We start from the raw sequence: 25,978 nt of genomic DNA, 5'->3' as shown, positions 1-25,978 counted from the left end.
AACTGTCGGAGGGCAGCCCTAAAGTCGCCCCATGAACGACACAACCCTCCAGACCGCACCGATCACCCTCGATCGGCGCCTCCTGCTCGGCGACACGGAATACCAGGTCACAGTCTTCCCGTCCGACGAACGCCGGCTCGACCTGTGCATCGTGAGCAGCGACGGCGACGGCCGGGTGGTGAGCGAGATCAGCGGCGGCCTCGCCCCGTCCGACCTGCCCGGCCTCACCGACGTGCTGACCTCCACCCTCGCCGGCCTGATCGCCATGACCCGCCGCCCCGAGGCACACGTCCCACCGGCGCCCGAGCGCCGGGACCGGCCACCCAACCAGGGCACCCGCTGGACCCCGGAGGACGACACCCGCCTGCTCACCCGCTTCCGCGCCGGCGCCACACCAGCCGAGCTCGCCCCCGACTTCGGCCGCACCGCCGGCGGCATCCAGGCCCGGCTCGAACACCTCGGCGAGCTGCCACCCAGCGGCCGATGGCCGCTGGCCCGCCACAGCCCCGACGCCACCCCCTGACCGCACCGCCCTCGCGGGCCGGTCCCAGCACCGGCCCGCGACCGCACGGGCGAGAGCAGGCAGGGACCGAGACGGCCGGGGTCGGGACGGCTGCGCCGCCAGCACCTGAGCTGTGCCGCGAGGTGCTTGATCGATGGTGGGCGCGGTAGGTTTCGAACCTACGACCCCTCGCTTGTAAGGCGAGTGCTCTCCCACTGAGCTACGCGCCCGGCTTCGGCTGTGCCGGAGTGGTAATCCTACCCTGCCCCGCATCAGGGTTCCGCGGGCGGCGAGTGTGCACCCCGGCCACCGGAAACGGCAGGAGCGGGTGCACCCGCTCACCGACGAGGCGGGCTCCGCGAGTGGTCCGCCCGGCCGGGTGCGGGCGTCAGGGGGTCAGGGTGGTGAGGGCGGCCAGCCAGGCTTTCTGGTCGCGGGTCTCGCCGGGGCCGGTCATCTCGGCGTAACGGACGACGCCCTCGCGGTCGATGAGGAACGTGCCGCGGTTGGCGAAGCCCGCGTCGGCATTGAAGACGTCGTAGGAGCCGGCCACCGCCCCGTGCGGCCAGAAGTCGGCGAGCAGCGGGAAGTCGAAGCCTTCCTGCAGGGCCCACACCTTGTGGCTGTAGACCGAGTCGACGCTGACGGTGAGGACCTGGACGTCGTCGTTGGCGTACGCCGGGAGGTTCTGCTGCACCTCGGTGAGCTCACCGTGGCAGCGGCGGCTGAAGGCCAGCGGATAGAAGATCAGCAGGACCGCCTTGCGACCGCGGAAGTCCGCGAGGCGTACCTCCTGGTTGTTCTGGTCCTTGAGGGTGAAGTCCGGCGCCGGCACGCCAACGGAGATCGGCATCCGCTCAGCTTAGGCCTGCGGACGCCGACCTCGGTGAGGTGGCAGTGAGGGTTACTTCTTCTTGGCGCCCCGGGGGGTGACCAGGCGGGCGCCTGTCCAGTCCTTGCCGGCGTTCACCGTCGAGGTCTGCTGCAGGCCGGCGGTGGGCGCCGCCTCGCTGATCTCGCTCGGCTCGACGTGTCCGTCGCGGCCGGCTTTCGGGGTCAGCAGCCACACCACGCCCTGATCGGCGAGGGGGCCGAGGGCGTCGGTCAGCACTTCGAAAAGGTCGTCGTCGCCGTCGCGGTACCACAACAGCACCGCGTCGACCACCTCGTCGGTGTCCTCGTCGACCAGCTCTCCGACGCGTTCGGTCAGGGCCTCACGGAGATCCTCGTCGACGTCGTCGTCGTAACCCATCTCCATGACCACCATGTTCGGCTCGAAGCCGAACCGGTCCGCCAGACTGCGTACGCCGTCGGCCTGACCCGCGGTCGCGCTCACTGTCCAAATCCTCCTAGCCGTAAAAAAGCACCGGAACCTGGGGGTAGTCCACACATTCCGGAGCCGGTGCGCAAGTGGCGCACCGAGTGTGTGGCAATTTACCGCGCCAGCAGGGCGTAGGCACCCTGTGTGATGGCATCCTCTCCCACCAGCACCTGTTGGGCTGCGGGACCGAGCGGAACGGGTGCGTCAGCGGCTGCGACCCGCCGCGCGGAGCCGACGAACGCCCCGTCCACGAGTGCGGCCAGCACGCCCTCGCCGACGCCGCCGGAGCGGCGGGTCTCGTCGACGATCAGCACCCGGCCGGTCGCCGTGGCCTCACGGACCAGGTCAGCGGTGGGGAGCGGGTTGAGCCAGCGCAGATCGACCACCCGGGAACCGTACCCTTCCGCGGCGAGTTGGGCAGCGACACGGAGCGACATCCGGACGCCGTTGCCGTACGTCACGATCGTGATGTCCTGGGTGTTGCCGAGCCCGTAGGTGCGTGCCCGGCCGATCGGGACGTGCCCGCCGGCCCACGCGCCGGGCTCGGGATAGGGCGCCAGCCACTCACTGTCGCCTTGTTGATAGAGGTCCCTCGTCTGATAGAGGGCCACCGGCTCCAGGAAGACGCAGACGCTGCCGTCCACGTCGGCGGCGGCCAGGCAGGAGCGCAGCATCGGCGCCGCGTCCTCGGGCCGGGACGGCGCCGCCACCACCAGGCCGGGCACGTCGCGCAGCGCGGCCACCGAGTTGTCGTTGGCCGCGTGCCCGCCGAGCCCGAACTGCTGGGTCAGGGCCGGGATGCGCAGCACCATCGGATTGCGGTACGCCCCGGCGGAGAGGAACGACATCAGCGCCGCCTCGCCGCGCAGCTGCTCGCCGGCCTCGAAGAGGGCGGCCAGGCCGTCCAGCTCGGGCACCGGGAGCCGGCCGGTCAGCCCGGCGCCCAGGGCGAGGCCGAGGATCGTGGTGGCGTCCGGGAGGCTGTCGAACACCCGGTCGCCGCCGCGCTCGCGCAGCCCCGTGGTGACGCCGTGCGGTCCGCCGCCTGTCACGCCGGGCCCGAACACCCGCAGGCCCGGGTTGGCGGCCAGCGCGTCGGTGAGCGTGGCGTTGATGGTCTGCGCGAGGGTCATCGGGCCGGCCTGTTCGGGCAGGGCGCCGCCGAACACCTGGCGCCGGGCCGCCGCGCCGGGTCCGGCCGCCCGCTCGCCCGCCTCGGCGACGGCGTGTGCCACCCGCAGCGGGCGGCGGGGGGCCAGCGAGGCGACGATCTCCCCGATGGAGGCGAGTTTCGGCTCGCCGAGCACCTCCTCGGCGGCCTTGCGAACCTGCCAGCCCACCTCGTCGTACCGGGTGATCACCTCGGCCGGGCCGAGCAGGCCGGCCTCCACCAGCAGGCGGGCGGTGCCGATCAGCGGGTCCCGGCCCGGGTCCGGCGCGGTGTCCGGTTCGCCGGGCCGGGTCAGCAGGTGGATGGTGGACAGGTGCAGCAGCGCGGGGCGGCGCTCGCGCCGCACATATTCGACCGCCTCGACGGCCGCGTCGTACGCCGCCGCCAGGTCGCAGCCGTCGGCGAACGAGTACCGCAGGCCGGGGCGGCCGCGCAGCGCCGTCGCGGTCCAGCTCTCCGGGTCGGCGCTGTCCGCCCCGTTGTCCTCGCAGACCAGCAGCAGCGGCAGGCGGCCGTCGGCGCGGTCGTGCCAGCCGGCCGCGTGCAGGGCCGCCGCGGCACCGGGACGTGACGAGCCGGCGTCGCCGAAGGACGCCACCACGACGGCGTCGCCCGGCCACGGCCCGGCCCCGTCCGGGGTCAGCGCCCGGGCCAGCCCGACGGCCCGGGGCAGGTGCGCGGCCAGGGTGGACACCGCCGGCACGAGGTGCAGCTCGGGGTTGCCGAAGACCTTGTCCCGGCCGCCGGTGATCGGGTCCCGGACCGACGCGACCACACCGCGCAGCACGTCGCGGGCGGCCTCCTCGAGACGGCGCACCGGATCGCCGCCGACGTCGTCGGGGCGTTGGGTCACGCGTACGCAATAGAACGCCGCCGAACGGTGATGGAGCACCGCCGGGTCGTCGCCGCGCAAGGCCGCGGCGACCGCGGCGTTTCCCTCGTGGCCGGCCGACCCCTCGGTGTGGAACCCCTCGTTGAAGCTGCGCAGCCAGCGCGCGGCCAGGTCCAGGTGTCGGGCGGTGAGCTGGGCGTCGAAGAGCTCGCGGGCACGGGCGCCGGTCAGCGTGCTGCCGTCGCGGACCGGATCGGCGGGGGCACGCCCGTCGCCCGGTGGCCGCAGGGCCGAGACCGCATCGCGGAAACGCTCGTCGAGGTTTTGCGGGGTGGTCACGCGATTCAGCATTGCCCACGGGTGCCACGGCTGCCAGTGGGGAAAAAGTCGATCAAGCGGATCGATCTGCCCGCCGGGGACGGCCGGCCGGTGGTGTACTCAGGACATGATCTTGCGGTGGGCGGCCGCGCGGCTGGTGCTCTGCCTGGGCTGGCTGACCGGGACCGCCGGGTTGTTCCTGCTCCTGGATCTATATACATAGACCATGCGCACCCAAGTGATCACCGTGCGGACCGGCGACAGCCCCGTGGTCCGCGACATCACCCGCGAGGCCGAGAAGTTCGTCGCGTCCGAGAAGGACGGCCTGCTGCACGTCTTCGTCCCCCACGCGACGGCCGGACTGGCGATCATCGAGACCGGCGCCGGGTCCGATGACGACCTGCTGACCGCCATCGACGACCTGCTGCCCGCCGAGGACAAGTGGCGGCACCGGCACGGCTCCCGGGGTCACGGCCGTGATCACGTGCTGCCGGCGTGGATCCCGCCGTACGCGACACTGCCGGTGATCGGCGGGCGCATCGCGCTCGGCACCTGGCAGTCGATCTGCCTGGTCGATCCCAACGGCGACAATCCGACGCGTGAGGTGCGGTTCTCCTTCCTGCCCGGCTGAAGTTACTGGTCAGTACGTGTGTCGCGCATCGCTGAGACACCGGGTAGGCGTGACGAGGCCCACGGTAAGGGGGCAGGATGGAAGCCAATCCCGAGCGATTCGCCACCTAGGTCGCCCGGAGCCCGACACTCACACCAAGAGGATTGCCTGTGGCCACGGAGCGCAAGCGCCCGGTGATCAGCGATGGCCTGCCGAGCCAGCTTCCCGACATCGACCCCGAGGAAACCAACGAGTGGGTCGAGTCGCTCAACGGAGTCATCGACGAACGCGGCGCCAAGAGAGCCCGTTATGTGATGTTGCGCCTGCTGGAGCGGGCCCGGGAGCGACAGGTCGGCGTTCCGCCACTGACGTCCACCGATTACATCAACACCATCCCGCCGGAGCGTGAGCCCTGGTTCCCCGGAGACGAGTTCGTCGAGCGGCGGATCCGGGCATACATCCGGTGGAACGCCGCCATGCTGGTGCACCGGGCGCAGCGCCCGGAGATCGGCGTCGGCGGGCACATCTCGACCTACGCGTCGTCCGCCAGCCTCTACGAGGTCGGCATGAACCACTTCTTCCGGGGCAAGGACCACCCGGGCGGCGGCGACCACATCTTCTTCCAGGGCCACGCCTCCCCCGGCATGTACGCCCGGGCGTACCTGGAGGGCCGCCTCAGCTCCGATCAGCTGGACGGTTTCCGGCAGGAGCTGTCGCACCCCGGCGGCGGCCTGCCTTCATATCCTCACCCGCGGCTGATGCCGAACTTCTGGGAGTTCCCGACGGTCAGCATGGGACTCGGCCCGCTGAACGCGATCTACCAGGCGCGGTACAACCGGTACCTGCACAACCGCGGCATCAAGGACACCAGCCAGCAGCACGTCTGGGCGTTCCTCGGCGACGGCGAGATGGACGAGGTCGAGTCGCTCGGCGCGATCGGCCTGGCCGCCCGCGAGGAGCTGGACAACCTGACCTTCGTGGTGAACTGCAACCTGCAGCGCCTGGACGGCCCGGTCCGCGGCAACGGCAAGGTCATCCAGGAGCTGGAGTCCTTCTTCCGCGGCGCCGGCTGGAACGTCATCAAGGTCGTCTGGGGCCGGGAGTGGGACCCGCTGCTCGCCGCGGACACCGACGGCGCGCTGGTCAACCTGATGAACGTGACGCCGGACGGCGACTACCAGACCTACAAGGGCGAGTCCGGGGCGTACGTGCGGGAGCACTTCTTCGGCCGCGACCCGCGCACCCGCAAGCTCGTCGACGGCTTCAGCGACGACGAGATCTGGAACCTCAAGCGCGGCGGTCACGACTACCGCAAGCTGTACGCGGCGTACAAGGCGGCCAGCGAGCACACCGGCCAGCCGACCGTGATCCTCGCCAAGACGATCAAGGGCTGGACGCTGGGCTCGCACTTCGAGGCCCGCAACGCCACGCACCAGATGAAGAAGCTGACCCTGCAGGACCTCAAGGGCTTCCGGGACCGGCTCTACCTCGACATCAGCGACAAGCAGCTCGAGGAGAACCCGTACCTCCCGCCGTACTACCACCCCGGCGAGAAGTCCGACGAGATCCAGTACCTCCAGCAGCGCCGCCGCGAGCTGGGCGGTTACGTGCCGTCCCGGCGGACGAAGGCCAAGTCGCTGCAGATCCCGGACTCGAAGGTGTTCGGCGACATCAAACGCGGCAGCGGCAAGCAGAAGGTCGCCACCACGATGGCGATCGTCCGGCTGCTCAAGGACCTCATGAAGGACAAGGAGTTCGGCGCCCGGTGGGTGCCGATCATCCCGGACGAGGCCCGCACGTTCGGCATGGACTCGCTGTTCCCGACCAAGAAGATCTACTCGCCGCACGGCCAGACGTACACCTCCGTGGACCGGGAGCTGTTCCTGTCCTACAAGGAGGCCACCAACGGCCAGATCCTGCACGAGGGCATCAACGAGGCGGGTTCCACGGCGAGCTTCATCGCGGCCGGCACCTCGTACGCCACGCACGACGAGCCGATGATCCCGCTGTACATCTTCTACTCGATGTTCGGCTTCCAGCGGACCGCGGACGAGCTGTGGGCGGCCGCCGACCAGATGACGCGCGGCTTCCTGCTCGGCGCGACCGCCGGGCGGACCACGCTCAACGGTGAGGGCCTGCAGCACGAGGACGGCCACTCGCTGCTGATCGCGGCGACGAACCCCGCGGTCGTGGCGTACGACCCGGCGTTCGCGTTCGAGATCGCGCACATCATGGAGAACGGCCTGCACCGCATGTACGGCGAGAAGCAGGAGAACATCTTCTACTACCTCACCATCTACAACGAGCCGGCCATCCAGCCCGCCGAGCCGGCCGGCCTCGACACGGAGGGCCTGCTCAAGGGCATCTACCGGTTCAGCGAGGGCCCGGCGGCCGACGGTCCGAAGGCGCAGCTGCTCGCCTCCGGCACCGGCATGCGCTGGGCGCTCAAGGCGCAGGAGCTGCTCGCCCAGGACTGGGGGGTGAGCGCCGACGTCTGGTCGGTCACCTCCTGGACCGAGCTGCGGCGCGACGCCATCGAGGCGGAGGAGTGGAACCTGCTCCACCCGGGCGAGCAGGCCCGCAAGCCGTACATCCAGCAGAAGCTGGAGAGCACGCAGGGCCCGTCGGTGGCGGTCAGCGACTGGATGCGGGCGGTGCCCGACCTGATCAGTCGCTGGGTGCCGAACGGCTACACCTCGCTCGGCACGGACGGGTTCGGCATGAGCGACACCCGGCACGCGCTGCGCCGCCACTTCCACGTGGACGGCGAGTCGGTGACCGTGGCCACGCTGCGTGAGCTGGCGCTGCGCGGCCAGATCGCCCGGCACGTCCCGGCCGAGGCGGCCCAGAAGTACGCGATCGACGACGTCAACGCCGCGCCCGTCGGCGAGACCGGCGGCGACAGCTAGATCCGCACCCGCTGAGGCGGCTCGTCGCATTTGCGGCGGGCCGCCTCAGTCTTTGCCCTGTCGGTGCCGATGGGACCGATGTGCGTCTTCGTATCGTTCACAAGCTGATGATCCTGGGGCTGGGCGCCGTGCTCGTCACCGCGCTGGTCCTGGTGATGGTCGGCGCGTGGCAGAGCAGCCGGTTCGCGGACAACACCGAGCAGGAGGTGGCCCGGCAGAACCAGGCCGAGCTGGACCGGATCACCACCGACGTCACCAGCCTGGTGAGCACCACCGGCGACGAGATCCAGCACGGCGTGGATGTCGGCCTGGGCAGCGCCGCCGGTCTGCTCCGGCTGCGGGGTGGCGTGGAGCTCGCCGGTCGGACCGCCGACTGGACCGCGGTCAACCAGGTGAACCAGGAGAAGAAGCGGGTCACCCTGCCCCGGGTCACGGTCGACGGCACCTGGCTGGGGCAGAACCGGAACCCGGGCCGGCCCACCCCGTTCGTCGACGACGCCGAGGACCTGGCCGGCGGCGCGGTGACCCTGTTCCAGCGGATGAACGAGGCCGGCGACCTGCTGCGGGTGGCCACCACGATCCGCGGCAAGGACGGAAACCGGGTGCTCGGCACGTACATCCCGGCCGTCACCCCGGAGGGCAAACCCAACGCGGTGCCGGCGGCGATCCGCGACGGCAAGGCGTACCGCGGGGTGGCCCTGGTGGTCGGCGTCCCGTTCATCAGCGTCTACGACCCGATCAAGGACGAGTCCGGCCGGGTGATCGGGGCGCTCTACGTCGGCGTTCCCCAGTCCGAGGCGCTGGAGAACCTCACCGCGACCATCGCGGGCCAGAAGGTCCGCGAGAACGGCTGGATCAGCGTCTACAGCACCGCGGCGGCCGACCGGGGCCGGGTGGTCGCCTCCAGCATCGACGGGCTGGCCGGGACCACCGACCCGGACGCCACCGACGCGAACGGCGCCCGGTACGTCGAGGAGATCATCACGCGGGCACCCCAGCTCACCGACGGCGGGACGTGGCGGACGACGTACCGGCTGCCCGGGGCGGCGGGTGCGGAGCCCGGGGACACCACCACGACGGTCGGCTACTACGCGCCGTACCAGTGGGCCGTCGCGGTCGGCGGGTACGACGCGGACGCCGAGCGTGCGGTGACTGTCGTCCGGGAGGGCCGGACCACCATGCTCACCTGGCTGGTGGCCGCGGCCGTCCTGATCGCGCTGGCCGGGGCGGCCGCCGCCTTCCTGCAGGCCTCCCGGCTCGCCGGGCGGGTGTCCCGGCTCACCGGCGCGCTCACCCGGCTCGCCGAACGCGACCTCACGGTGTCCGTCCGGGACGGGGGACGGGACGAGATCGGCGAGGCCGGCGCCGCGCTGGACAGCGCGGTGGCCGAGTTGCGCACCGTGATGCAGGAGGTGCGGTCGGCGTCCGGAGAGGTCTCCGACACCGCCCAGCGGGTCTCCGCGACCGGCGGCGAGCTCACCGCCGCGGCCGACACCGCCGCGGACCGGGCCGGCTCGGTGAACGTCTCGGCGGAGACTGTCTCACACGTCGTGCAGACGGTGGCCGCGGGCGCCGACGAGATGGGCCTGTCGATCACCGAGATCTCGCAGAACGCCCAGGAGGCTGCCCGGGCCGGGCGCGACGGCGTCAGCCTCACCTCGGCGGCCGCCGGTGTGGTGGCCGAGCTCCGGAGTTCGACCGCCAAGATCACCGATGTGGTCCAGCTGATCGCGACCATCGCCGAGCAGACCAACCTGCTGGCCCTCAACGCGACCATCGAGGCGGCCCGGGCCGGCGAGACGGGGAAGGGCTTCGCGGTCGTCGCCGGCGAGGTGAAGGAGCTGGCCCAGGAGACCGCCCGGGCCACCGAGGACGTGACCGGCCGGGTGGCCGCGATCGAGGCGGACACCGCCCGCGCGGTCACCGCCATCGACGCCATCTCGGCGCGGATCGCGCAGGTCAACGACTATCAGACGGCGATCGCCGCGGCGGTCGAGGAGCAGGCCGCCACGACTGCCGAGATGGCCCGTAACATCGCCGAGGCGGCACAGGGCAGCCGGGAGATCGCGAACGGCATCGGCTCGGTCAGCGGCGCCGTGGAGGGGACCCGGCAGTCGGTGTCCGCGGCGCACCAGGCGGCCGACGAGCTGACCGCGACAGCGCAGCGGCTCACCGGCGTGGTCGGCCGCTTCACCGTCTGACGGGCAACCCGGGCTCGGTCCGGAAAGCGATCGCGGACCTCGGTAGGCTGGGGCGGTGACCGTACGCGTACGTTTCGCCCCGTCTCCCACCGGCATGTTCCACGTCGGCGGCGCCCGCTCGGCGCTGCAGAACTGGATCTATGCGCAGCAGCACGGCGGTGTCTTCGTCCTCCGCATCGAGGACACCGACGCCGCCCGCAACCGGCCCGAGTGGACCGAGGGCATCATCTCGGCGCTCGACTGGATCGGCATCGAACGTGGGACGTACGAAGGGCCCTATTTCCAGTCGTCCTACGCGGCTGACCACACCGCCGCCGCGACCCGCCTCTACGGCGAGGGCAAGGCCTACTACTGCGACTGCAAGCGTGAGGACGTGGTCGCCCGGAGCGGCAACACCCACACCGGCTACGACGGCTTCTGCCGCGAGCGCGCGCTCGGCCCCGGCGAGGGACGGGCCCTGCGCTTCCGGACGCCCGACGAGGGCGAGACCGTGGTCGAGGACCTGGTCCGCGGCAAGCCCACCTTCGAGAACAAGCTGATCGAGGACTTCGTCATCGCGCGCAGCGACGGCTCGGCGGTGTTCCTGCTGGCCAACGTGGTCGACGACATGACCATGGGCATCACCCACGTGTTCCGCGCCGAGGAGCACCTGCCGAACACGCCGAAGCAGCAGATGCTGTGGGAGGCGCTGGGCGTCACCCCGCCGATCTGGGGACACGTGCCGGTGATCGTCAACGAGAAGCGGCAGAAGCTGTCGAAGCGGCGGGACAAGGTCGCCCTCGAGTCGTACCGGGACGAGGGTTACCTCGCCGCCGCCATGCGCAACTACCTGATGCTGCTCGGCTGGGCGCCCACCGGCGACCGGGAGATCGTCCCGTGGTCGGTGGTCGAGCAGGAGTACCGCATCGAGGACGTCAACCACGCGCCGGCCTTCTTCGACGTGAAGAAGCTGCGGGCGTTCAACGGTGAGTACATCCGGGCCCTCTCGCCGGTCGAGTTCACCCAGGTCTGCGCGCCGTGGCTGAGCGGCACCGACACCATCCCGGCGCCGCCGTGGTCGCCGGACGCCTTCGACGTCGACGTTTTCACCGAGATCGCCCCGCTGGCACAGACCCGGATCGCGGTGCTGTCCGAGATCGTGGACTATGTCGACTTCCTCTTCCTGGATCAGCCCGTGCACGATGAGGCATCTTGGGCAAAGGCCATGAAGGACGGCGCAGCGGACATTCTGGATGCCGCGGCGGCCGCCTTCGGCGACCTTCCGGACTGGAACGCCGACGCGCTCAAGACCGCGCTCGAGGCCGTCGGCGAGGCGCGAGGTCTCAAATTGGGCAAGACCCAGGCTCCGGTACGCGTCGCCGCAACCGGCCGCACGATCGGCCTGCCGCTCTTCGAGTCACTGGAGACGCTCGGCCGGGAGCGCACCCTCGCGCGCATCTCCGCAGCTCGCGCGCGCCTTTAGGCCCACTACCGCATCCGGCGCCCGGCTCGCCAGAGCCGGTCGTCGGATGCGGTGACCCTTCCCCGCAGACGGGTGGCCGCCGCACCCACGGTTTGCCGGGACTTGATACTGTTCGGCCGCTGATCAACGGTCGTGTCGTCTCGCCAGCCGTCACCCGGATGACTCCAAATCCTGCCCCGAGATGCGGACAGGCCGGTGTCCGGGAAGGCTTGAGGCCTGGACCTGCCACGGGTCCACCAGTGGCCGAGCAGTGGGTCAGTGGTCCATGTCCATCCACGGGCGGGGGAGGTCGGATGGTCCGAGGGACGATCACACGGCTGGTCTCAGCAGTCGCGACGCTCGCCGTCGCGGTCCTGCTCGGAGCCGGCATCACGCCGTCGGCGGCGTTCGCGGAGGAGGGCGCTCCCAAGGCGCCGAAACCGACCGCGGTGGAAATCTCCGGCAAAGGTATCGCGTCGCCCGTCGTCGTGCGGCAGGAGAACGAGCCGAAATTGTTCACCATGCTGCTTCTCGAGGTCAGCTGGCTGACCTCGGAGCGGCCGCACTCCGCAGCGCCCAAAGCGGACAAGCTCGGCCCTAAATACACGGTCAAGCTTCTCGTCAAGGACGCGCCGCACCAGATCTTCGACCTGTACCCGCTGGCCGCCGGCGGCCCCCGGGCGTACCGGCCGTCCAAGCAGCCGACCGGCAAGAAGACAGCGGCGGGCTGGTTCTACGGCCGGCTCTCCATGTCGGAGTCGCTGCGCCTGGGCGGCGCGCCGCTGAAGGCCAAGCCGGACGTGGTGAACGGCGGCATCGGCGGCGGCATCGGCGAGGACCTCAACGCCGCGGAGTACAACCCGGTCGAGTCCATGGCCGAGGTGTTCACCGAGGTGCGCCGGCTGTTCCTGCTCAACGGCGCGGTCCTGCTGGTCATCCTGATCGGGCTGGCCGGCATGGCGTTCCTGATCCGCCGCCGGGTCTGATCCCGGCTTCGACCCATCGGCCCGGCTCGCAGCCCTTCACAGGTGGCGGGACCGGGCTGTTGCTGTTCCGGACGGAGCGCCGGGGGTCAGGAGCTGGTGGCGGTCCGGCGCACGGTGTTCTCGACCAGGGCGACCAGGTCGGCCAGGTCGGCGTCGAACTCCTCCCCCGCCTGGCATCCCGCGAGCGACTCCGCGCCGGTGTCGTCCGCCACCCGGGGCAGGCCACCGGTCACCTCGCCGGTCGTGTAACCGAGCAGGAACGCGCAGATCAGCCGGGCCAGGCGGGGCACCTCGGCGTCCGGCACACCGGCGTCGTGCAGGATGCCGCGCAGCGCGGCGGTCAGCCAGGAGGCCGAGGCTGCGGCCGCCGACCGGTTCAGCAGCAGCGGGAAGGCGCTGGGGTGGGCGTGCGCCAGGGAGCGGACGGCGCGGCCCAGCGCCCGCAGCCGGTCCCGCCAGTCGATGTCCGCGGGGTCGCTGCCGACCACCGAACCCAGCTCCATGTGCAGCAGGTCGACCAGGCCGTCGAGGAGGGCGTCCTTGCCGCCGACGTACGGGTAGAGCGCCATCGAGGTGAGCCCGACCCGCTCCGCCACGGCCCGCATGGACATCGCCGCGAGGCCCCGCTCGTCCACCAGAGCCAACGCCTGGTCGAGGATCTGCCGTCTCTTGTCGTCCACCGGGTCAAGGTGACCAGGCCGCGGGCCCGGACGCGGGGAAACGCGCCCAGGGCGTGCTGCCGTTCCACCCGTACGTGGTCGCCCGACGTGGCGCGGGGTCGTACCGAAGAGGAATCTGTCAGCACCAACGGCCCGGCGGCCGGCCGCGGCCCGCAGCCCGTCGCCGGGGCCGGACCGCGCCGTGCAGGTGGGCGCCGGCCCAGCCGCGCAGCTCGGTGCGGCAACCGACCCTGCCCAGGCCGGGGTCCTCGATCGGCTCCTCGTCGATCGGCGCGGCCACCGGCAGCTCTTCGAAAGCGGGATCACTTTCGGTCCGCGTGAACGCGTCGTCCCGTTCCGTCATCTCGCCTCCTCCAGTCGTGGGTTCGCTCGGCACCGTCTCTTCATCGGCACCGCGGCGCCGGGTGTTAACAACTGGCGACCCGGCGGACGCTAGTCCGACACAATGCCAGGTCACCGATCGGAATCGCGGGAGAGGCGCACCGCTATACCGGTCAAAAGTTATAAAACACCCTAAAAATCTTGGCTGTTCACGGTTTTACAACAGGTAATCCAGACGCTGGACCCGCCGCGCAGTCGTTCCCTGACCAGCGTGTCACGCTGAGACCGTGGCAGACACGCCCCGGCCGCCCGGCGCGGCAACCCCTGAACGACCCGCGCAGAGCGCGACCCAGGTCGATCCCCCGCGTGCCGGCGGCCCCGCGAACCCCCTGCTCCCAGGCACTCTGCGACGTATCGAGCGGCAGGCCGGCGCGCTCGCCACCGCCGCCGTGGCGCGCATGGACGAAACGTTGCCGTGGTTCCGGGAGCTGCCGGCCGACCAGCGGGCCTGGGTGATGCTCGTCGCACAGGCCGGCGTCCGGTCGCTGGTGGAGTGGCTCCGCTCGGGCGGCGCGGTCGCGGTGACACAGGAGATCGCCGACGAGGTGTTCGCCGCGGCGCCCCGGGCGCTGGCCCGGGTGATCACGCTGACCCAGACCGTGCAACTGGTCAAGGTGACCATCGACGTGGCCGAGCACGAGGTGCCGGGCTTCGCCGCGGCCGGTGAGCAGGACCAGCTGATCCAGGCGATCCTGCGGTTCTCCCGGGAGATCGCCTTCTCGGCGGCCCGGGTCTACGCGCGGGCCGCCGAGTCCCGGGGCGCCTGGGACGCCCGGCTGCAGGCACTGCTGGTGGACGCGCTGCTGCGGGGCGACTCGTCGGACGTGCTGGCCAGCCGGGCGGCCGCGCTGGGCTGGGCGGACGCGCCCCCGGTCACGGTGGTGGTGGGCCGGTCCCCGGGCGGCGACATCACCGCGGTGCTGCACGCGGTCTACCGGGTGGCCCGGCGCGCCCGCCTGGAGGTGGTCGGCGGCGTGCACGGCGACCGGCTCGTGGTCGTGGTGGGTCACGCTACCGACCCGGTGGCCACCGCAGGCACCCTGGCGGCCACCTTCGGCGACGGGCCGATCGTGGTCGGCCCGGCGGTGCCGTCGCTGGACCAGGCGACCGAGTCGGCGCGGGCCGCACTCGCCGGTTACCGTGCGGCGACCGCCTGGCCCGCCGCGCCGTCCCCGGTGGCCGCCGACGACCTGCTGCCGGAACGGGTCCTCTCCGGCGACATGGACGCGCGGCGCAAACTGCGGCACGACGTGTACGGCGCACTCAGCCGGGCCGGCAGCGGCCTGCTCGAGACGCTTGACGCCTTCTTCGCGTCCGGCGGGCTGGAGAGCGCGGCCCGGGAGCTGTACGTCCACCCCAACACGGTCCGGTACCGCCTCCGGCGCATCACCGAGGTGACCGGTTTGTCACCCTTGGACGGACGGGACGCGTTCGCTCTGCGGATGGCGCTGACGATCGGAAGACTTGACCCGGCCAGTTGAGGTGTCTGGAAACACACCGAGAAGGCAACTAACGACGTGCACCCTAAAACGGCGCAAGCTCCCCCAACCTGACCCCTCTTTTGTAGGAACCCTACAACGCAGGTCGTAGGGTTTGGTCGTGCGCCGCAGCCCCTAATCACCGTTCCATCCGGAAGAGTCGTGGACGTGCTCGCCGTACTCTCCCCCGGCCAGGGTTCCCAGAAGCCCGGCTTCCTGACTCCCTGGCTCGACCTCCCCGACGCCGAGGCCCGCCTCCGCGGCTGGTCCACCCTCGCCGGCGTGGACCTCGTCCACCTCGGCACCCGGGCCGACGCCGACGAGATCAAGGACACCGCGAGCACCCAGCCGCTGCTCGTCGCCGCCGCCCTGCTCACCGCCGGCCACCTGCCGGTCGGTGACGTCGACGTGGTGGCCGGGCACAGCGTGGGCGAGCTCGGCGCCGCCTCGATCGCCGGAGTGCTGTCCGCCGCGGACGCGATCACCCTGGCCGGCGTCCGAGGCCGCGAGATGGCCGCCGCCTGCGCGCTGGAACCGACCGGCATGAGCGCCGTGCTCGGCGGCGACCCGGACGAGGTGGTGGCGACCGTCGAGAAGCACGGGCTGCACCCGGCCAACCGCAACGGCGCCGGCCAGATCGTCGCCGCCGGCGCGCTGGAGGCGCTGAGCCGGCTGGCCGCCGAGCCGCCGGCCAAGGCGCGGATCATCGCGCTCTCCGTGGCGGGCGCCTTCCACACGCCGTACATGGCACCCGCGGAGGCCGCGTTGGCCGCCGCCGCGGCCGGGGTGGCGGTGCACGACCCGGCGCGCACCCTGCTGTCGAACCTGGACGGCACCGCGGTCACCGACGGCCGGGACATGGTGAGCCGCCTGGTCCGCCAGGTCACCGCCCCGGTCCGCTGGGATCTGTGCATGCGCACGCTCGTCGCCCTCGGAGTGACCGGCGTCATCGAGCTCGCCCCGGCCGGCACCCTGGCCGGTCTGGTGAAACGCGAGCTCAAGGGCGCGGGCGCGCCCGAGATCGTCACCCTGAACACGCCGGACGACCTACCAGCCGCCCGCGATCTGATCGCCAGGCACGGTGGACACCTAGGAGGAGCACGATGACCGCGGGTTCCCGCATCCTCGCGATGGGCCACTACCAGCCCTCTCGCGTGGTCACCAACGACGACCTGGCCAGCAACCTGGACACCAACGACGCGTGGATCAGGGACCGGGTGGGAATCGCCGAGCGGCGGATCGCGACCACCGAGTCGGTGGCCGACATGGCCACCTGGGCGGCGGAGAAGGCCCTCGCCGCGTCCGGGCTCACCGCGGCCGACATCGACATGGTCGTCGTCGCCACGTGTTCGGCGATCGACCGCTGCCCGAACGTGGCCACCCGCGTCGCGGCCCGCCTCGGCATCGCCGCGCCGGCCGCCTTCGACCTGAACACGGCCTGCTCCGGTTTCTCGTACGCGCTGGGCACCGCCGACCACGCGATCCGCGCCGGCGCCTCCCGCAATGCCCTGGTGATCGGCGCGGAGAAACTCTCCGACGTCGTCGACTGGTCCGACCGCACCACCGCCGTGCTGTTCGGTGACGGCGCCGGCGCCGCCGTGGTCGGCGCCGTGCCGGACGGCGAGGAGGCGGCGATCGGCCCGGTGCTCTGGGGCTCCACCCCGGACAAGGGTGACGCGCTGACCATCAACGGCTGGCAGCCGTACATCAAGCAGGAGGGCCAGACGGTCTTCCGCTGGGCCACCACCGCCCTGGCCCCGTTCGCGATCGAGGTGTGCAAGCGGGCCGGCGTCGAGCCGTCCGAGCTCGCCGCCTTCGTGCCGCACCAGGCCAACACCCGGATCATCGACGGCATCGTCAAGCGGCTCGGCCTGAGCCCGGACGCGATCGTCGCCAAGGACCTCGTCGAGTCGGGCAACACGTCCGCCGCGAGCGTCCCCCTGGCCCTGTCCAAGCTGATCGAGCGCCGCGAGGTGCCCTCCGGGGCGCCGGTGCTGCTCTTCGGCTTCGGCGGCGGCCTCACCTACGCCGGCCAGGTCGTCCGCTGCCCGTAACGGCGGCCCGGTTGTCGACAACCCACCATCGAGAGGAAAGAACCGACAAATGGCTACTCGCGAAGAGATCACCTCTGGCCTCGCCGAGATCCTTGAGGAGGTCGCCGGGGTGAACCCCGAGGACGTCGCCGAGGAGAAGTCCTTCACCGACGACCTGGACGTCGACTCGCTGTCCATGGTCGAGGTCGTGGTGGCCGCCGAGGAGAAGTTCGGCGTCAAGATCCCCGACAACGAGGTCCAGAACCTCAAGACCGTCGGTGACGCCGTCACCTACATCGAGGCGAATCACTGACATGAGCAGCGTAGACGTCGTCGTCACCGGGCTGGGCGCGACGACCCCGCTGGGCGGGGACGTCGCGTCCACCTGGGACGCTTTGCTCGCCGGCCGCTCCGGGGTGGGTCCGCTCACCCAGGAGTGGGCTGGTCAACTCTCCGTGCGGATCGCCGCACAGCTGGCCGTCGAGCCCTCTGAGGTGATCGAGCGGGTCCGGCTGCGCCGGATGGACCGCGCCGAGGCGATGGCCGTGATCGCGGCCAAGGAGGCCTGGGCGGACGCCGGACTGGCCGACGCCGGTGTCGATCAGGAGCGTCTGGCGGTGAGTTACGGCACCGGAATAGGTGGCGTGATCACCATGCTGGACCAGGACGACATCCTGGAGCAGTCGGGACCGCGGCGGGTCAGCCCGCACACGGTGCCGATGCTCATGCCGAACGGTCCGGCCGCGCACATCGGCCTCGAGCTGGGTGCCAAGGCGGGGGTACGCGCCATGGCCAGCGCCTGCGCGACCGGCGCCGAGGCGGTCGCCCTCGGTCTCGACCTGATCCGGGCGGGCCGTGCCGACGTGGTGGTGGTCGGGAGCACCGAAGCCGTGGTGCATCCGCTGCCGATAGCGGGATTCGCGTCGATGCGGGCGATGTCCACCCGCAACGACGAACCGGAGAAGGCGTCCCGCCCGTGGGACAAGAACCGCGACGGTTTCGTCCTCGGTGAGGGCGCCGGCGCGCTGATCCTGGAGCGGGCGGACTATGCTGCCGCCCGTGGCGCCCGGGTGTACGCGCGTCTCGCCGGAGCCGGGATCACCTCGGACGGATTCGACATCGTCCAGCCCGACCCCGAGTGCCGGGGCGGCATCCGCGCCATGCGGATGGCCATCCAGGACGCCGGCCTCACCGGCGCAGACATCCAGCACGTCAACGCCCACGCGACCTCGACCCCGGTCGGCGACATGGGCGAGATCAAGGGCATCCGGGAAGCGATCGGGACCCACCCCGTCCTGACCTCGACCAAGTCGATGACCGGTCACCTGCTCGGCGCGGCCGGCGCGCTCGAGTCGATCGCCACCATCCTGGCCATCCGGGACGGCGTCATCCCTCCGACCATCAACCTCGACGACCCCGACGAGCGCCTCGACCTCGAGGTGGCGGCGCACAAGGCGCGGCCCGCGGAGCTTTCGGCCGCGATGAACAACTCGTTCGGCTTCGGCGGTCACAACGTCGCGCTGGTCTTCACCCGCGCCTGACGTGTCCTGCTGAGCAGCCGTGGCCCTTCGGCCACGGCTGCTTCCGCTTTCGGGCGCCGAAATCCCCAGGCACCAAAATCCCTGCGGCGCTGCTATTTCGCGCAGGCGCTCCGGGGCAGCTTGCCCACCGGGAGCGGTGACTTGCCGGGCGCCTTGGCCTTGCCGGCGATCACCGCAGCCAGCGCCCGCATCGACAGCCGGCTCGACGAGTACGTGGCGATCAGCGTCGGCGACCTCGACGCCGCCAGCAGCCCCGGGCTGTCCATCATCACCGTGATCGCGGCGGAGTCGTCCAGGTCGACCGGCTTGTCCCCGTATCCGACCAGATGGATCACCGCTCCGCCGGCGGCCCGGACCGGCACGCCCGCCTCCTGCAGCGCCTTGACCAGGTTGACCCGGGCCGTCTCGCGCGAGCCCGGCGCGCTCACCGTGACCGGCCCGCTCGCCAGCGCGCCGGAGCAGCGGCCGCGCAGCACCGTGACGGCGGCCGCGCCGAGCGCCGCGACCGCACGCTCGTTCTCCGCCGAGCCGACCACGGCGAGGTCCGGCTGGGCGGTCTGCGCGGTCCGGAACTTCAGCGTGAGAATCCGGGTGACCGCCTCGACCAGCCGCTCACGCTTGAGGCCGCCGTCGCGCAGCGCGGCCAGGATGCCGTCCCGGGCGGCCGCGATGTCCGGCGGCATCAGCAGCACGTCGTTGCCGGCGTTGAGAGCGCGTACCGCCGCCTCGCCCGCCGGCCACTTCCTGGCCGGGGCCATGTTCATCGCGTCGCTGACCGCGACGCCGGTGAACTTGAGCTGCCCGCGCAGCACATCCGTCATGATCTTGCGGGAGAAGGTGGCGGCCACGCCCTTGTCCACCGCCTGCAGGTTGAGGTGGCCGGACATCACCAGACCGGCCCCGGCCCCGATCCCGGAGCGGAACGGCGGCAGGTCCTGCGAGTCCCACGTCTTGCGGTCCGACTTGATCAACGGAAGGACGTCGTGGCTGTCACCGGCGGTGTGCCCGTGCCCGGGGAAGTGCTTCAGGGTGGCCGCCACGCCGGCCGACTGGAGCCCGCGGACGGCCGCGGCGACCTGGGCCGCGTTGGCACCGGCGTCGGCGCCGAACGAGCGCGAGCCGATCACCGAGCTGCCCTGCGCGCCGAGGGTGTCGGCGACCGGCGCGAAGTCGACGTTGACGCCCATGGCGGCCAGCTCCCGGCCGGCCGCGTGCCAGGCGGCCTCGGTCAGGCCCGGCTGTCCCGCCGCACCGAAGGCCAGCGCGGACGGCAGCATCGTGACACCCTCGGTGATCCGGGTGACCACGCCGTACTCCTGATCGGTCCCGATCATCAGCGGCGCCGCGGCGGGCAGTTTCGCGGCGGCCTCCTGAAGCCCCGCGGTGAGCGCGCGCACCTGCTTCGGATCCTCGACGTTCGAGGTCGGGTTGGTCGCGCCGGTCGGGTCCTCGGGCTTGAAGCCGACCAGGATCAGCCCGCCCAGCCGGAACTTGGCGATCATCTCGGCCGGGGTGTTCACTCCGGCCAGCCCCTGGTTGCCCGCGGCGACGGCCTTGTCCACCCTGGTCGCGGAGTTGCCGTAGGCGTACGGCATCAGGACCTGACCGGCCAGGTCCTCGTCGCTGAGCCGGGCCACCGTCGCGGCGGCCCGGGCGGCCGGATCGGCCGGCGGCGCGGAGGAGGAGGCGGCGGACACCGCCGGGCTGGGCGCGATCGTCGCGGACTCCGGTGCCTTCGGCGCGGGCCGGTCGTCTCCACAGGCTGCGGTCAACAGCAGCAGAGGTACGACAAAAGCGGCGCGCTGGAGGTTTTTCACGATCGTCATCGAACCAGGTCGCGGTTGTCGTCGCCACTTCATCCCCGGGTTGCACGCCTTACCGGGGTGTCATAACTCGCGGCATTCGCCCGATCCGGCGGCGGCGGGAGGTTCGCCGCCCGGCCGGTCCCGGGCCGTGCTCCGCCCGCGTCAGCTCAGCCGCCCTCCTGCGCCGCCCCGGCCGCAGCGGGGTGGCCCCGTCCGCCCACGCGCGGCCGGCTCGCCGGGCTGAAGCTCAGGCCGGCCGCGCGGACGCAGGCCGGACGCGCGGGCTCGAAGCGCCGGACGCGCGAGCTCGAAGCGCCGGGTGGGCGGGCTCGAAGCGCCGGGTGGGCGCGGGGGCCGGGGTCAGCCGACGCGCGTGAGCAGGGTGACCGGCGCGCCGTCCCCGGCGTACCGGTACGGCTCCAGCTCGGCGTCCCACGCCGTGCCGAGCGCCTTCTCCAGGGCATGGGCGAGGGCCTCGGGCGCACGCGCCGAGGCCATGATGGTGCGCAGCCGGTCCTCGCCGATCTGGATGTCCCCCGACGCACCCATGACTCCGTGGAAGAGACCACGACCGGGGACGTGCATGAAGCGCTCCCCGTCGACGCCCGCACTGGGCTCCTCGGTGACCTCAAAACGGATCATGGGCCACTGCCGGAGGGCAGCAGCCAGCTCGGCACCAGTACCGGCTCGTCCGGTCCAGCTGCACTCTGCTCGGCGCATGCCTGGATCGACCGGTTGCACGGTCCATTGCAGATTGACCGGCGCGGTCAGGACGCGCGCGATCGCCCACTCGACATGCTGGCACACGGCGAGTGGGGTCGAGTGGACGTATACGACGCCACACGTTGGCACGGTGACCTCCCGGAGACCGAGGTGCGTCTTCCCCTACGACCTCGACCGCGGTTGATCGTGCTCCATGATGCCGCGTGGTACGGATGGTGCGCCAGAGAATCCGCAACATCGACTGTCGGAGCCGCCGTAGTGGCACACCCTGTGCAACGGCTTTACCAGCTCCGACGGCACGGTTCCCGGGCTGTCGTGTAGAGTTGCTACGGCCTTTTCTGCGTTTAAGTTTTCCTCCAAGGAGTACCGCCGTGGCGAGCAACACCTCAAAGACCGCCCGCGCATCAGTCCGCGCCGGCCAGAGCGCCGGTGGCGCCCTCAGCGTGCTCGGTGAGTACAAGTACCTCATCCCGCTCGCCAACGGCCGCTTCGCGTACGTGCGCAACCTGACCAACGGCAAGACCACGCACCTGAAGACCGACTCGGACGCCTTCGTCGAGGAGATCCGGGCGATCGCCGCCGCCGGTCACGGTCCCAAGATCCGCGCCGAGCTCAACAGCCTGCACAGCGTCAGCCCCGAGCACGGCTGGGACGCCACCGAGAAGCGTCTCGTCGACGCCGGTGTCTTCGAGGGCTGAGCCTGCCGCACCGACGACAAAGGCGCCTGCCGGTCACCGCGACCGGCAGGCGCCTTTTCGCGCTTGATGATGATCAGGTCAAAGGGATCATGCCGGTTCGCCGCCGGACCCGGAGCCGGAGTCGGAGTCGGATTCGGAGTCGGTCAGGAACTCGACCCAGCCGGTGTCCAGGTCGTACACCGCGCCCTCGACCCGCACCTCGCCGGCCGCGATGGCCCGCGCCAGGCTGTCGACCTTGCGCAGCCGGTCGACGGTCCGGAACACGTGCGCCCGCACCGCCTTCTCCGCGGCGTCCGGGTCGCTCAGGCCCACCTCGTGCACGGCCGGGGCCAGCTGGTCCACCAGATAACCGATCTCGCCCTCGGAGACCTCGCCGGCGCGCAGCGCGTCGACCGTGGCGTGCACCGCGCCACAGCGCTTGTGCCCGACCACCAGGATCAGTGAGGCGTTCAACTTCGCCACGGCGAAACCGACCGAGCCGATCAGCGACCGGTCCAGCACGTGCGCGCCGGAGCGGACCACACAGATCGAGCCGAACGACTGGTCGAAGATCGCCTCGAGCGGGACCCGGGAGTCGATGCAGCCCAGCACCACCGAGTGCGGCTGCTGCCCGCCCGCGGTGGCGGCCGCCTGCGTGACGTCGTGCCCGTAACGCGGAGTTCCGTACACGAAGCGCTTGTTGCCCGTGATGAGCCTGCTCAAGGCCTCTGCGGGGCTGATCACCTGGGCATCTCGGGTCGACCTCATGTGGAAGATTTTCGCGCGCTGCGCTCCGGTGCATAGTGTTTGCGAGGTAACTCACTGTCCTTCCCGTCGGGGCCAGATCTTCGGGGCCGGCAGTGGCGAAGAACGTGATCGCGAGTGATGCTTATTACCCGTGGGTACTGCGGGGGCCGTGAACCACACGGAGGTGCCCATGTCCGAACGATCGGAGATCACGCTCGCCGACGGCGTACGGCTGCACGTGGAGACGTCCGGCCCGGTGGACGCGCCGGTGACCGTGGTGCTGCTGCACGGCTGGTGCCTGGACCGGCGGACCTGGCGGCATCAGGTGGCCGCGCTGGCCGGGATGGGGCGCAAGGCGCCACGGGTGATCGCGTACGACACCCGGGGGCACGGGCGCTCCGGCGCCACGCGGCTGCGCTCGGCCACGCTCGCACAGCTCGGCGACGATCTTGCCGAGGTCGTCCGGCAGTTCGCCCCGTCCGGCCCGGTGGTGCTCGCCGGCCACTCCATGGGCGGCATGACGATCATGGAGTACGCCCACCGCCATCCCGACGAGTTCGCCTCCCGGGTGGCCGGCCTGCTCTTCGTCTCCACCACCGCGGAGGGGCACACCCACACCCGGTACGGCCTTCCCCGGCATGTGGCGACCGTGCTGCGTGCCGGCGAGACCCTCGGCGCCGGCCTGCTCGCCCGGTCCGGGGCCTGGTGCCCGCACCGGGCCGTGCTGCCCGCCCTGCGCCCGGCGCTGCGCTGGCTGCTCTTCGGCGACCAGTGCCCCGAGGACGCGCTGCGGCTCACCGAACGCAGCGTCGCCCGCGCCCCGCTCCGCTCGATCGGTGGCTTCCGCTCGTCCATCGGCGCCCAGCAGCGCCTCGACACCCTGGCCCAGCTCGCCGAGCGCGGCGACATGCCGGCCGCGGCGCTGGTCGGTGACCAGGACCGGCTGACCCCGCCGGCCTGCGCCGAGTCGATCGCCGAGGCGCTGCCCTGCACCGAGCTGCAGGTGCTGCCCGGCGGCGGGCACATGCTGCCGCTGGAGCGCCCGGAGGCGGTGTCGACGGCGCTGACCACGATCGTCCGCCGGGTGGCCAGGGAGGCGAAGCGGGCCGGTGAGGCGAAGCAGATCCGGGAGACGAAGAAGGCGCGGCGCGGCCGCGCGCCCAAGGTCTCCACGGACACCCGCTGCCAACAGGCGGCCTAGTCGTTCAGTCATCGTGTCGATTCCGGCGAAACGGGCTCCTGACGGCGTTCCGGCGACGATCGTGGAAGGTTCGAAACGCGCTCCCGGTGACGGCCGTGCCGGGTTCGGGCGGCGGGCCGGGGAGGCCCCGTCGACGCGGGTGGGCGAACAGGAGTAAGTTCGATTGCCCCCTTCGCACGGGCGCCGGCGCCGTGCCGGTAGCACGAGGGGGGACACGCGGACCGGTCCGACGACGTCGTCGGACCGGCGCGAGCGGGGTGCGAGGACAGGGAGAACAGCCGACTTGAGCGACGCCACCGTCCTTGAACAGGAGATCGCCGTCGAGCAGCAGCACGTGGACCGGGTCTACACCCGTCTCGCCGAGCTGCGCCAGGACGCCTCCCGGGCCGAGAAGGAGGGCTACCGCCTGGCCGGCGTGGGCACCTTCGGCGCCCTGGTGGAACGCGATGCGATGGTCTATCACGCGGCCCGGCGCCGGCACGCCCTGGACACCGAGTACGAGGGCCTCGTCTTCGGCCGGCTCGACCAGAAGGACGGCGCCACCCACTACGTGGGCCGGATGGGCATCCGCGACCAGGACTCGAAGCCTCTGGTGGTGGACTGGCGGGCGCCGGCCGCCGCCGCGTTCTACCGGGCCACCGCGGCCGAGCCGCTCGGCGTGGTGCGCCGCCGCATGATCCAGTCCAGCCGGGAGCGGGTCATCGGCATCGAGGACGACCTGCTCGACCCGGACGCCGCCCCGCCGGACATGCGGGTGGTCGGCGACGGGGCGCTGCTGGCCAGCCTCGCCAAGGCGACCGGCCGCGGGATGCGCGACATCGTGGCGACCATCCAGCGCGAGCAGGACGAGGCGATCCGCTCCCCCGCCTCCGGGGTGACGATCGTGACCGGCGGCCCCGGCACCGGCAAGACCGCGGTCGCCCTGCACCGCGCCGCCTATCTGCTCTATTCGGACCGCAGCCGGTTCGCCGGCGGCGGCATCCTGGTGGTCGGGCCGTCCGGCGTGTTCGTGGAATACATCGCCACCGTCCTGCCCTCGCTCGGCGAGGAGACCGCCACGCTGCGGTCGCTGGGCTCGCTGGTGCCGGGCCACGACGCGACCCGGGTCGACCCCGGCCCGGTGGCCGCGATCAAGGGCTCGCTGCGGATGCGCCGGGTGCTGGAACGCGCCTCGCATGACGCGGTGCCGGGCGCCCCCACCGAGCTGCGCCTGCTCTACCGCGGCACGCTGCTGCGGCTCGACGCCGCCGCCCTGGACCGGATCCGGCGCCAGGCGCTGCCGCGGGGCGCGCGGCGCAACGAGGTGCGCGGGCACGGCTTCGACCGGATCTTCGACGCGCTCTGGGCACAGGTCCGGGAGCACCGGGTGACCGGTCTGCCGGAGAAGCGCGAGTTCGAGGCGGAGCTGGCCGATCGCACCGACTTCCGGGAGTTCCTGAAGGCCTGGTGGCCCCGGTTCACCCCGATGCGGGTGCTGCGCTGGCTGGCCCAGGAGAAACGGCTCCGGTCGTACGCGAACGGGGTGCTCTCCCGCGACGAGATCGCCGCGTTGCAGGGCTCGTTCGACGCGCTGGCCACCGAGGGCCCGACCATCGCGGACGTCGCGCTGCTGGACGAGCTGGACGAGCTGATGGGCCGGCCCCGGCAGCCGCAGCGCAGGTCGAAGAACCCGTTCCACGTGCGGGACGGGGTTCAGGAGGTCAGCACGTTCGCGGACCGGCAGGCCGCGGCCCGGGCGCAGCAGGCGCAGCGCGAGGAGGACTACCGGGAGTACGCGCACGTCGTGGTCGACGAGTCGCAGGACGTGTCGCCGATGCAGTGGCGGATGATCGGGCGGCGTGGGTCGTACGCTTCCTGGACGATCGTCGGCGACCCGGCGCAGACCGCCTGGTCGGGTGATCCGGACGAGCTGGACCGGGCGCGGGAGCGGGCCCTGGGCACCCGGAAGCGCAACAGTTACGCGCTGACCACCAACTACCGCAACTCGTCGGAGATCTTCGAGGTGGCCGCCTCGGTGATCCGGACGATCATGCCGGATCTGCCGTTGCCCTCGGCGGTGCGCAGCACCGGCGTCGCGCCGGTCGACGTGGTGACCGCGACGGCGGGCCTGCCGGACTCGGTGCGGGAGCTGACCGAGAAACAGCTCACCGAGGTGGACGGCACGATCGGCGTGATCATGCCGGTGCCCCGCCGGGACGAGGTGGCCGGCTGGGTGGCCGGCCTGCCGGAGCGGGTGCAGGTGGTGACCGCGCTGGAGGCCAAGGGCATGGAGTACGACGCCGTGGTCCTGGTCGAGCCGGCCGAGATCGCGGTCGATCCGGCCGGGGTCCGCACGCTGTACGTGGCGCTGTCCCGGGCCACCCAGCGCCTCACCACGGTCGGCACGAACCCGGCCTGGCGCCGCCGTTGACCAAGACCATG

Annotated in this window: 22 protein-coding genes and 1 tRNA gene; 14 read left to right on the top strand and 9 right to left on the bottom strand. The window is 71.7% G+C overall.

Annotation, left to right across the window (positions count from 1 at the left end; genetic code table 11):
• The first annotated feature begins 31 nt into the window (after positions 1 to 31).
• Positions 32 to 523, top strand: coding sequence for a hypothetical protein (locus AC0NH5_RS18455; protein WP_474405279.1), 492 nt, complete (start codon positions 32 to 34; stop codon positions 521 to 523).
• Between the two features lie 134 nt (positions 524 to 657).
• On the opposite strand, the gene AC0NH5_RS18450 is transcribed toward AC0NH5_RS18455, so the two are convergent.
• The 4 genes from AC0NH5_RS18450 to AC0NH5_RS18435 form a co-directional block, all read right to left on the bottom strand.
• A tRNA-Val gene (locus tag AC0NH5_RS18450) sits at positions 658 to 732 on the bottom strand.
• Between the two features lie 158 nt (positions 733 to 890).
• Positions 891 to 1,355 (bottom strand): peroxiredoxin, encoded by a 465-nt coding sequence (locus AC0NH5_RS18445; RefSeq protein ID WP_474405277.1) that lies wholly within the window; start codon positions 1,353 to 1,355, stop codon positions 891 to 893.
• Positions 1,356 to 1,406: 51 nt separating this feature from the next.
• The gene (locus tag AC0NH5_RS18440) at positions 1,407 to 1,838 is read right to left on the bottom strand and encodes a DUF3052 domain-containing protein (protein WP_474405275.1); all 432 of its coding nucleotides are present in this window, start codon (positions 1,836 to 1,838) and stop codon (positions 1,407 to 1,409) included.
• 98 nt (positions 1,839 to 1,936) lie between these two features.
• The gene (locus tag AC0NH5_RS18435) at positions 1,937 to 4,177 is read right to left on the bottom strand and encodes a transketolase C-terminal domain-containing protein (protein ID WP_474405273.1); all 2,241 of its coding nucleotides are present in this window, start codon (positions 4,175 to 4,177) and stop codon (positions 1,937 to 1,939) included.
• Between the two features lie 193 nt (positions 4,178 to 4,370).
• Here AC0NH5_RS18435 and AC0NH5_RS18430 point away from each other — a divergent pair, with 193 nt between their 5' ends.
• From AC0NH5_RS18430 to AC0NH5_RS18410, 5 genes are all read left to right on the top strand, one after another.
• Complete coding sequence (locus AC0NH5_RS18430; RefSeq protein WP_474405271.1) at positions 4,371 to 4,775, top strand: YjbQ family protein; 405 nt, start codon at positions 4,371 to 4,373, stop codon at positions 4,773 to 4,775.
• 149 nt (positions 4,776 to 4,924) lie between these two features.
• Entirely contained in the window at positions 4,925 to 7,663 is a 2,739-nt protein-coding gene (gene aceE / locus AC0NH5_RS18425) for a pyruvate dehydrogenase (acetyl-transferring), homodimeric type (RefSeq protein ID WP_474405269.1), read from the top strand.
• 107 nt (positions 7,664 to 7,770) lie between these two features.
• The gene (locus tag AC0NH5_RS18420; protein ID WP_474405267.1) at positions 7,771 to 9,864 is read left to right on the top strand and encodes a methyl-accepting chemotaxis protein; all 2,094 of its coding nucleotides are present in this window, start codon (positions 7,771 to 7,773) and stop codon (positions 9,862 to 9,864) included.
• Positions 9,865 to 9,919: 55 nt separating this feature from the next.
• Entirely contained in the window at positions 9,920 to 11,326 is a 1,407-nt protein-coding gene (gltX, locus tag AC0NH5_RS18415; protein WP_474405265.1) for a glutamate--tRNA ligase, read from the top strand.
• 293 nt (positions 11,327 to 11,619) lie between these two features.
• Complete coding sequence (locus AC0NH5_RS18410; protein WP_474405263.1) at positions 11,620 to 12,291, top strand: hypothetical protein; 672 nt, start codon at positions 11,620 to 11,622, stop codon at positions 12,289 to 12,291.
• Between the two features lie 86 nt (positions 12,292 to 12,377).
• Here the strand turns inward: AC0NH5_RS18410 and AC0NH5_RS18405 are convergent, their stop codons facing one another.
• Together AC0NH5_RS18405 and AC0NH5_RS18400 are read right to left on the bottom strand one after the other, a co-directional pair.
• A complete protein-coding gene (locus AC0NH5_RS18405; RefSeq protein WP_474405261.1) occupies positions 12,378 to 12,971 on the bottom strand; it encodes a TetR/AcrR family transcriptional regulator in 594 nt (197 codons plus the stop codon).
• 118 nt (positions 12,972 to 13,089) lie between these two features.
• Positions 13,090 to 13,314, bottom strand: a complete 225-nt coding sequence (locus tag AC0NH5_RS18400) for a hypothetical protein (RefSeq protein WP_474405259.1) — start codon at positions 13,312 to 13,314, stop codon at positions 13,090 to 13,092.
• 265 nt (positions 13,315 to 13,579) lie between these two features.
• On the opposite strand from AC0NH5_RS18400, the gene AC0NH5_RS18395 reads away from it, so the two are divergent.
• The 5 genes from AC0NH5_RS18395 (at position 13,580) to fabF (ending at position 18,404) form a co-directional block, all read left to right on the top strand.
• The gene (locus AC0NH5_RS18395) at positions 13,580 to 14,833 is read left to right on the top strand and encodes a PucR family transcriptional regulator (protein WP_474405257.1); all 1,254 of its coding nucleotides are present in this window, start codon (positions 13,580 to 13,582) and stop codon (positions 14,831 to 14,833) included.
• A 165-nt stretch (positions 14,834 to 14,998) separates the two neighbouring features.
• Positions 14,999 to 15,937, top strand: coding sequence for an ACP S-malonyltransferase (locus AC0NH5_RS18390; RefSeq protein WP_474405255.1), 939 nt, complete (start codon positions 14,999 to 15,001; stop codon positions 15,935 to 15,937).
• Positions 15,934 to 16,884: a beta-ketoacyl-ACP synthase III gene (locus AC0NH5_RS18385; RefSeq protein WP_474405254.1), complete on the top strand. Its 951-nt coding sequence runs from the start codon at positions 15,934 to 15,936 to the stop codon at positions 16,882 to 16,884. The genes AC0NH5_RS18390 and AC0NH5_RS18385 overlap by 4 nt, the downstream gene beginning before the upstream one ends.
• Before the next feature lie 49 nt (positions 16,885 to 16,933).
• Complete coding sequence (locus AC0NH5_RS18380) at positions 16,934 to 17,176, top strand: acyl carrier protein (protein WP_196417498.1); 243 nt, start codon at positions 16,934 to 16,936, stop codon at positions 17,174 to 17,176.
• Between the two features lies 1 nt (position 17,177).
• Positions 17,178 to 18,404, top strand: a complete 1,227-nt coding sequence (gene fabF, locus AC0NH5_RS18375) for a beta-ketoacyl-ACP synthase II (protein ID WP_474405252.1) — start codon at positions 17,178 to 17,180, stop codon at positions 18,402 to 18,404.
• Positions 18,405 to 18,496: 92 nt separating this feature from the next.
• On the opposite strand, the gene AC0NH5_RS18370 is transcribed toward fabF, so the two are convergent.
• Positions 18,497 to 20,230: a glycoside hydrolase family 3 protein gene (locus tag AC0NH5_RS18370; protein ID WP_474405250.1), complete on the bottom strand. Its 1,734-nt coding sequence runs from the start codon at positions 20,228 to 20,230 to the stop codon at positions 18,497 to 18,499.
• A 339-nt stretch (positions 20,231 to 20,569) separates the two neighbouring features.
• Positions 20,570 to 21,061 carry a DUF3145 domain-containing protein gene (locus tag AC0NH5_RS18365; RefSeq protein WP_474405248.1) on the bottom strand — a complete coding sequence of 164 codons (492 nt, stop codon included), beginning with the start codon at positions 21,059 to 21,061 and terminating at the stop codon, positions 20,570 to 20,572.
• A gap of 242 nt (positions 21,062 to 21,303) precedes the next feature.
• Between AC0NH5_RS18365 and AC0NH5_RS18360 the strand changes: the two genes are divergently transcribed.
• Entirely contained in the window at positions 21,304 to 21,630 is a 327-nt protein-coding gene (locus AC0NH5_RS18360; RefSeq protein ID WP_474405246.1) for a hypothetical protein, read from the top strand.
• Between the two features lie 87 nt (positions 21,631 to 21,717).
• On the opposite strand, the gene AC0NH5_RS18355 is transcribed toward AC0NH5_RS18360, so the two are convergent.
• Entirely contained in the window at positions 21,718 to 22,377 is a 660-nt protein-coding gene (locus AC0NH5_RS18355; RefSeq protein WP_474405244.1) for a carbonic anhydrase, read from the bottom strand.
• Between the two features lie 169 nt (positions 22,378 to 22,546).
• Between AC0NH5_RS18355 and AC0NH5_RS18350 the strand changes: the two genes are divergently transcribed.
• Together AC0NH5_RS18350 and AC0NH5_RS18345 are read left to right on the top strand one after the other, a co-directional pair.
• On the top strand, positions 22,547 to 23,557 hold the full coding sequence (locus AC0NH5_RS18350; RefSeq protein WP_474405242.1) for an alpha/beta fold hydrolase: 1,011 nt from the start codon (positions 22,547 to 22,549) through the stop codon (positions 23,555 to 23,557).
• Positions 23,558 to 23,840: 283 nt separating this feature from the next.
• Entirely contained in the window at positions 23,841 to 25,967 is a 2,127-nt protein-coding gene (locus AC0NH5_RS18345) for a HelD family protein (protein WP_474405240.1), read from the top strand.
• The last annotated feature ends 11 nt before the right edge of the window (positions 25,968 to 25,978 follow it).

This window comes from Actinoplanes sp. 13 (genome assembly GCF_056134165.1).
Note: the sequence above shows the minus strand (reverse complement) of the source record. Positions and strands in the feature narration are given on the sequence as shown.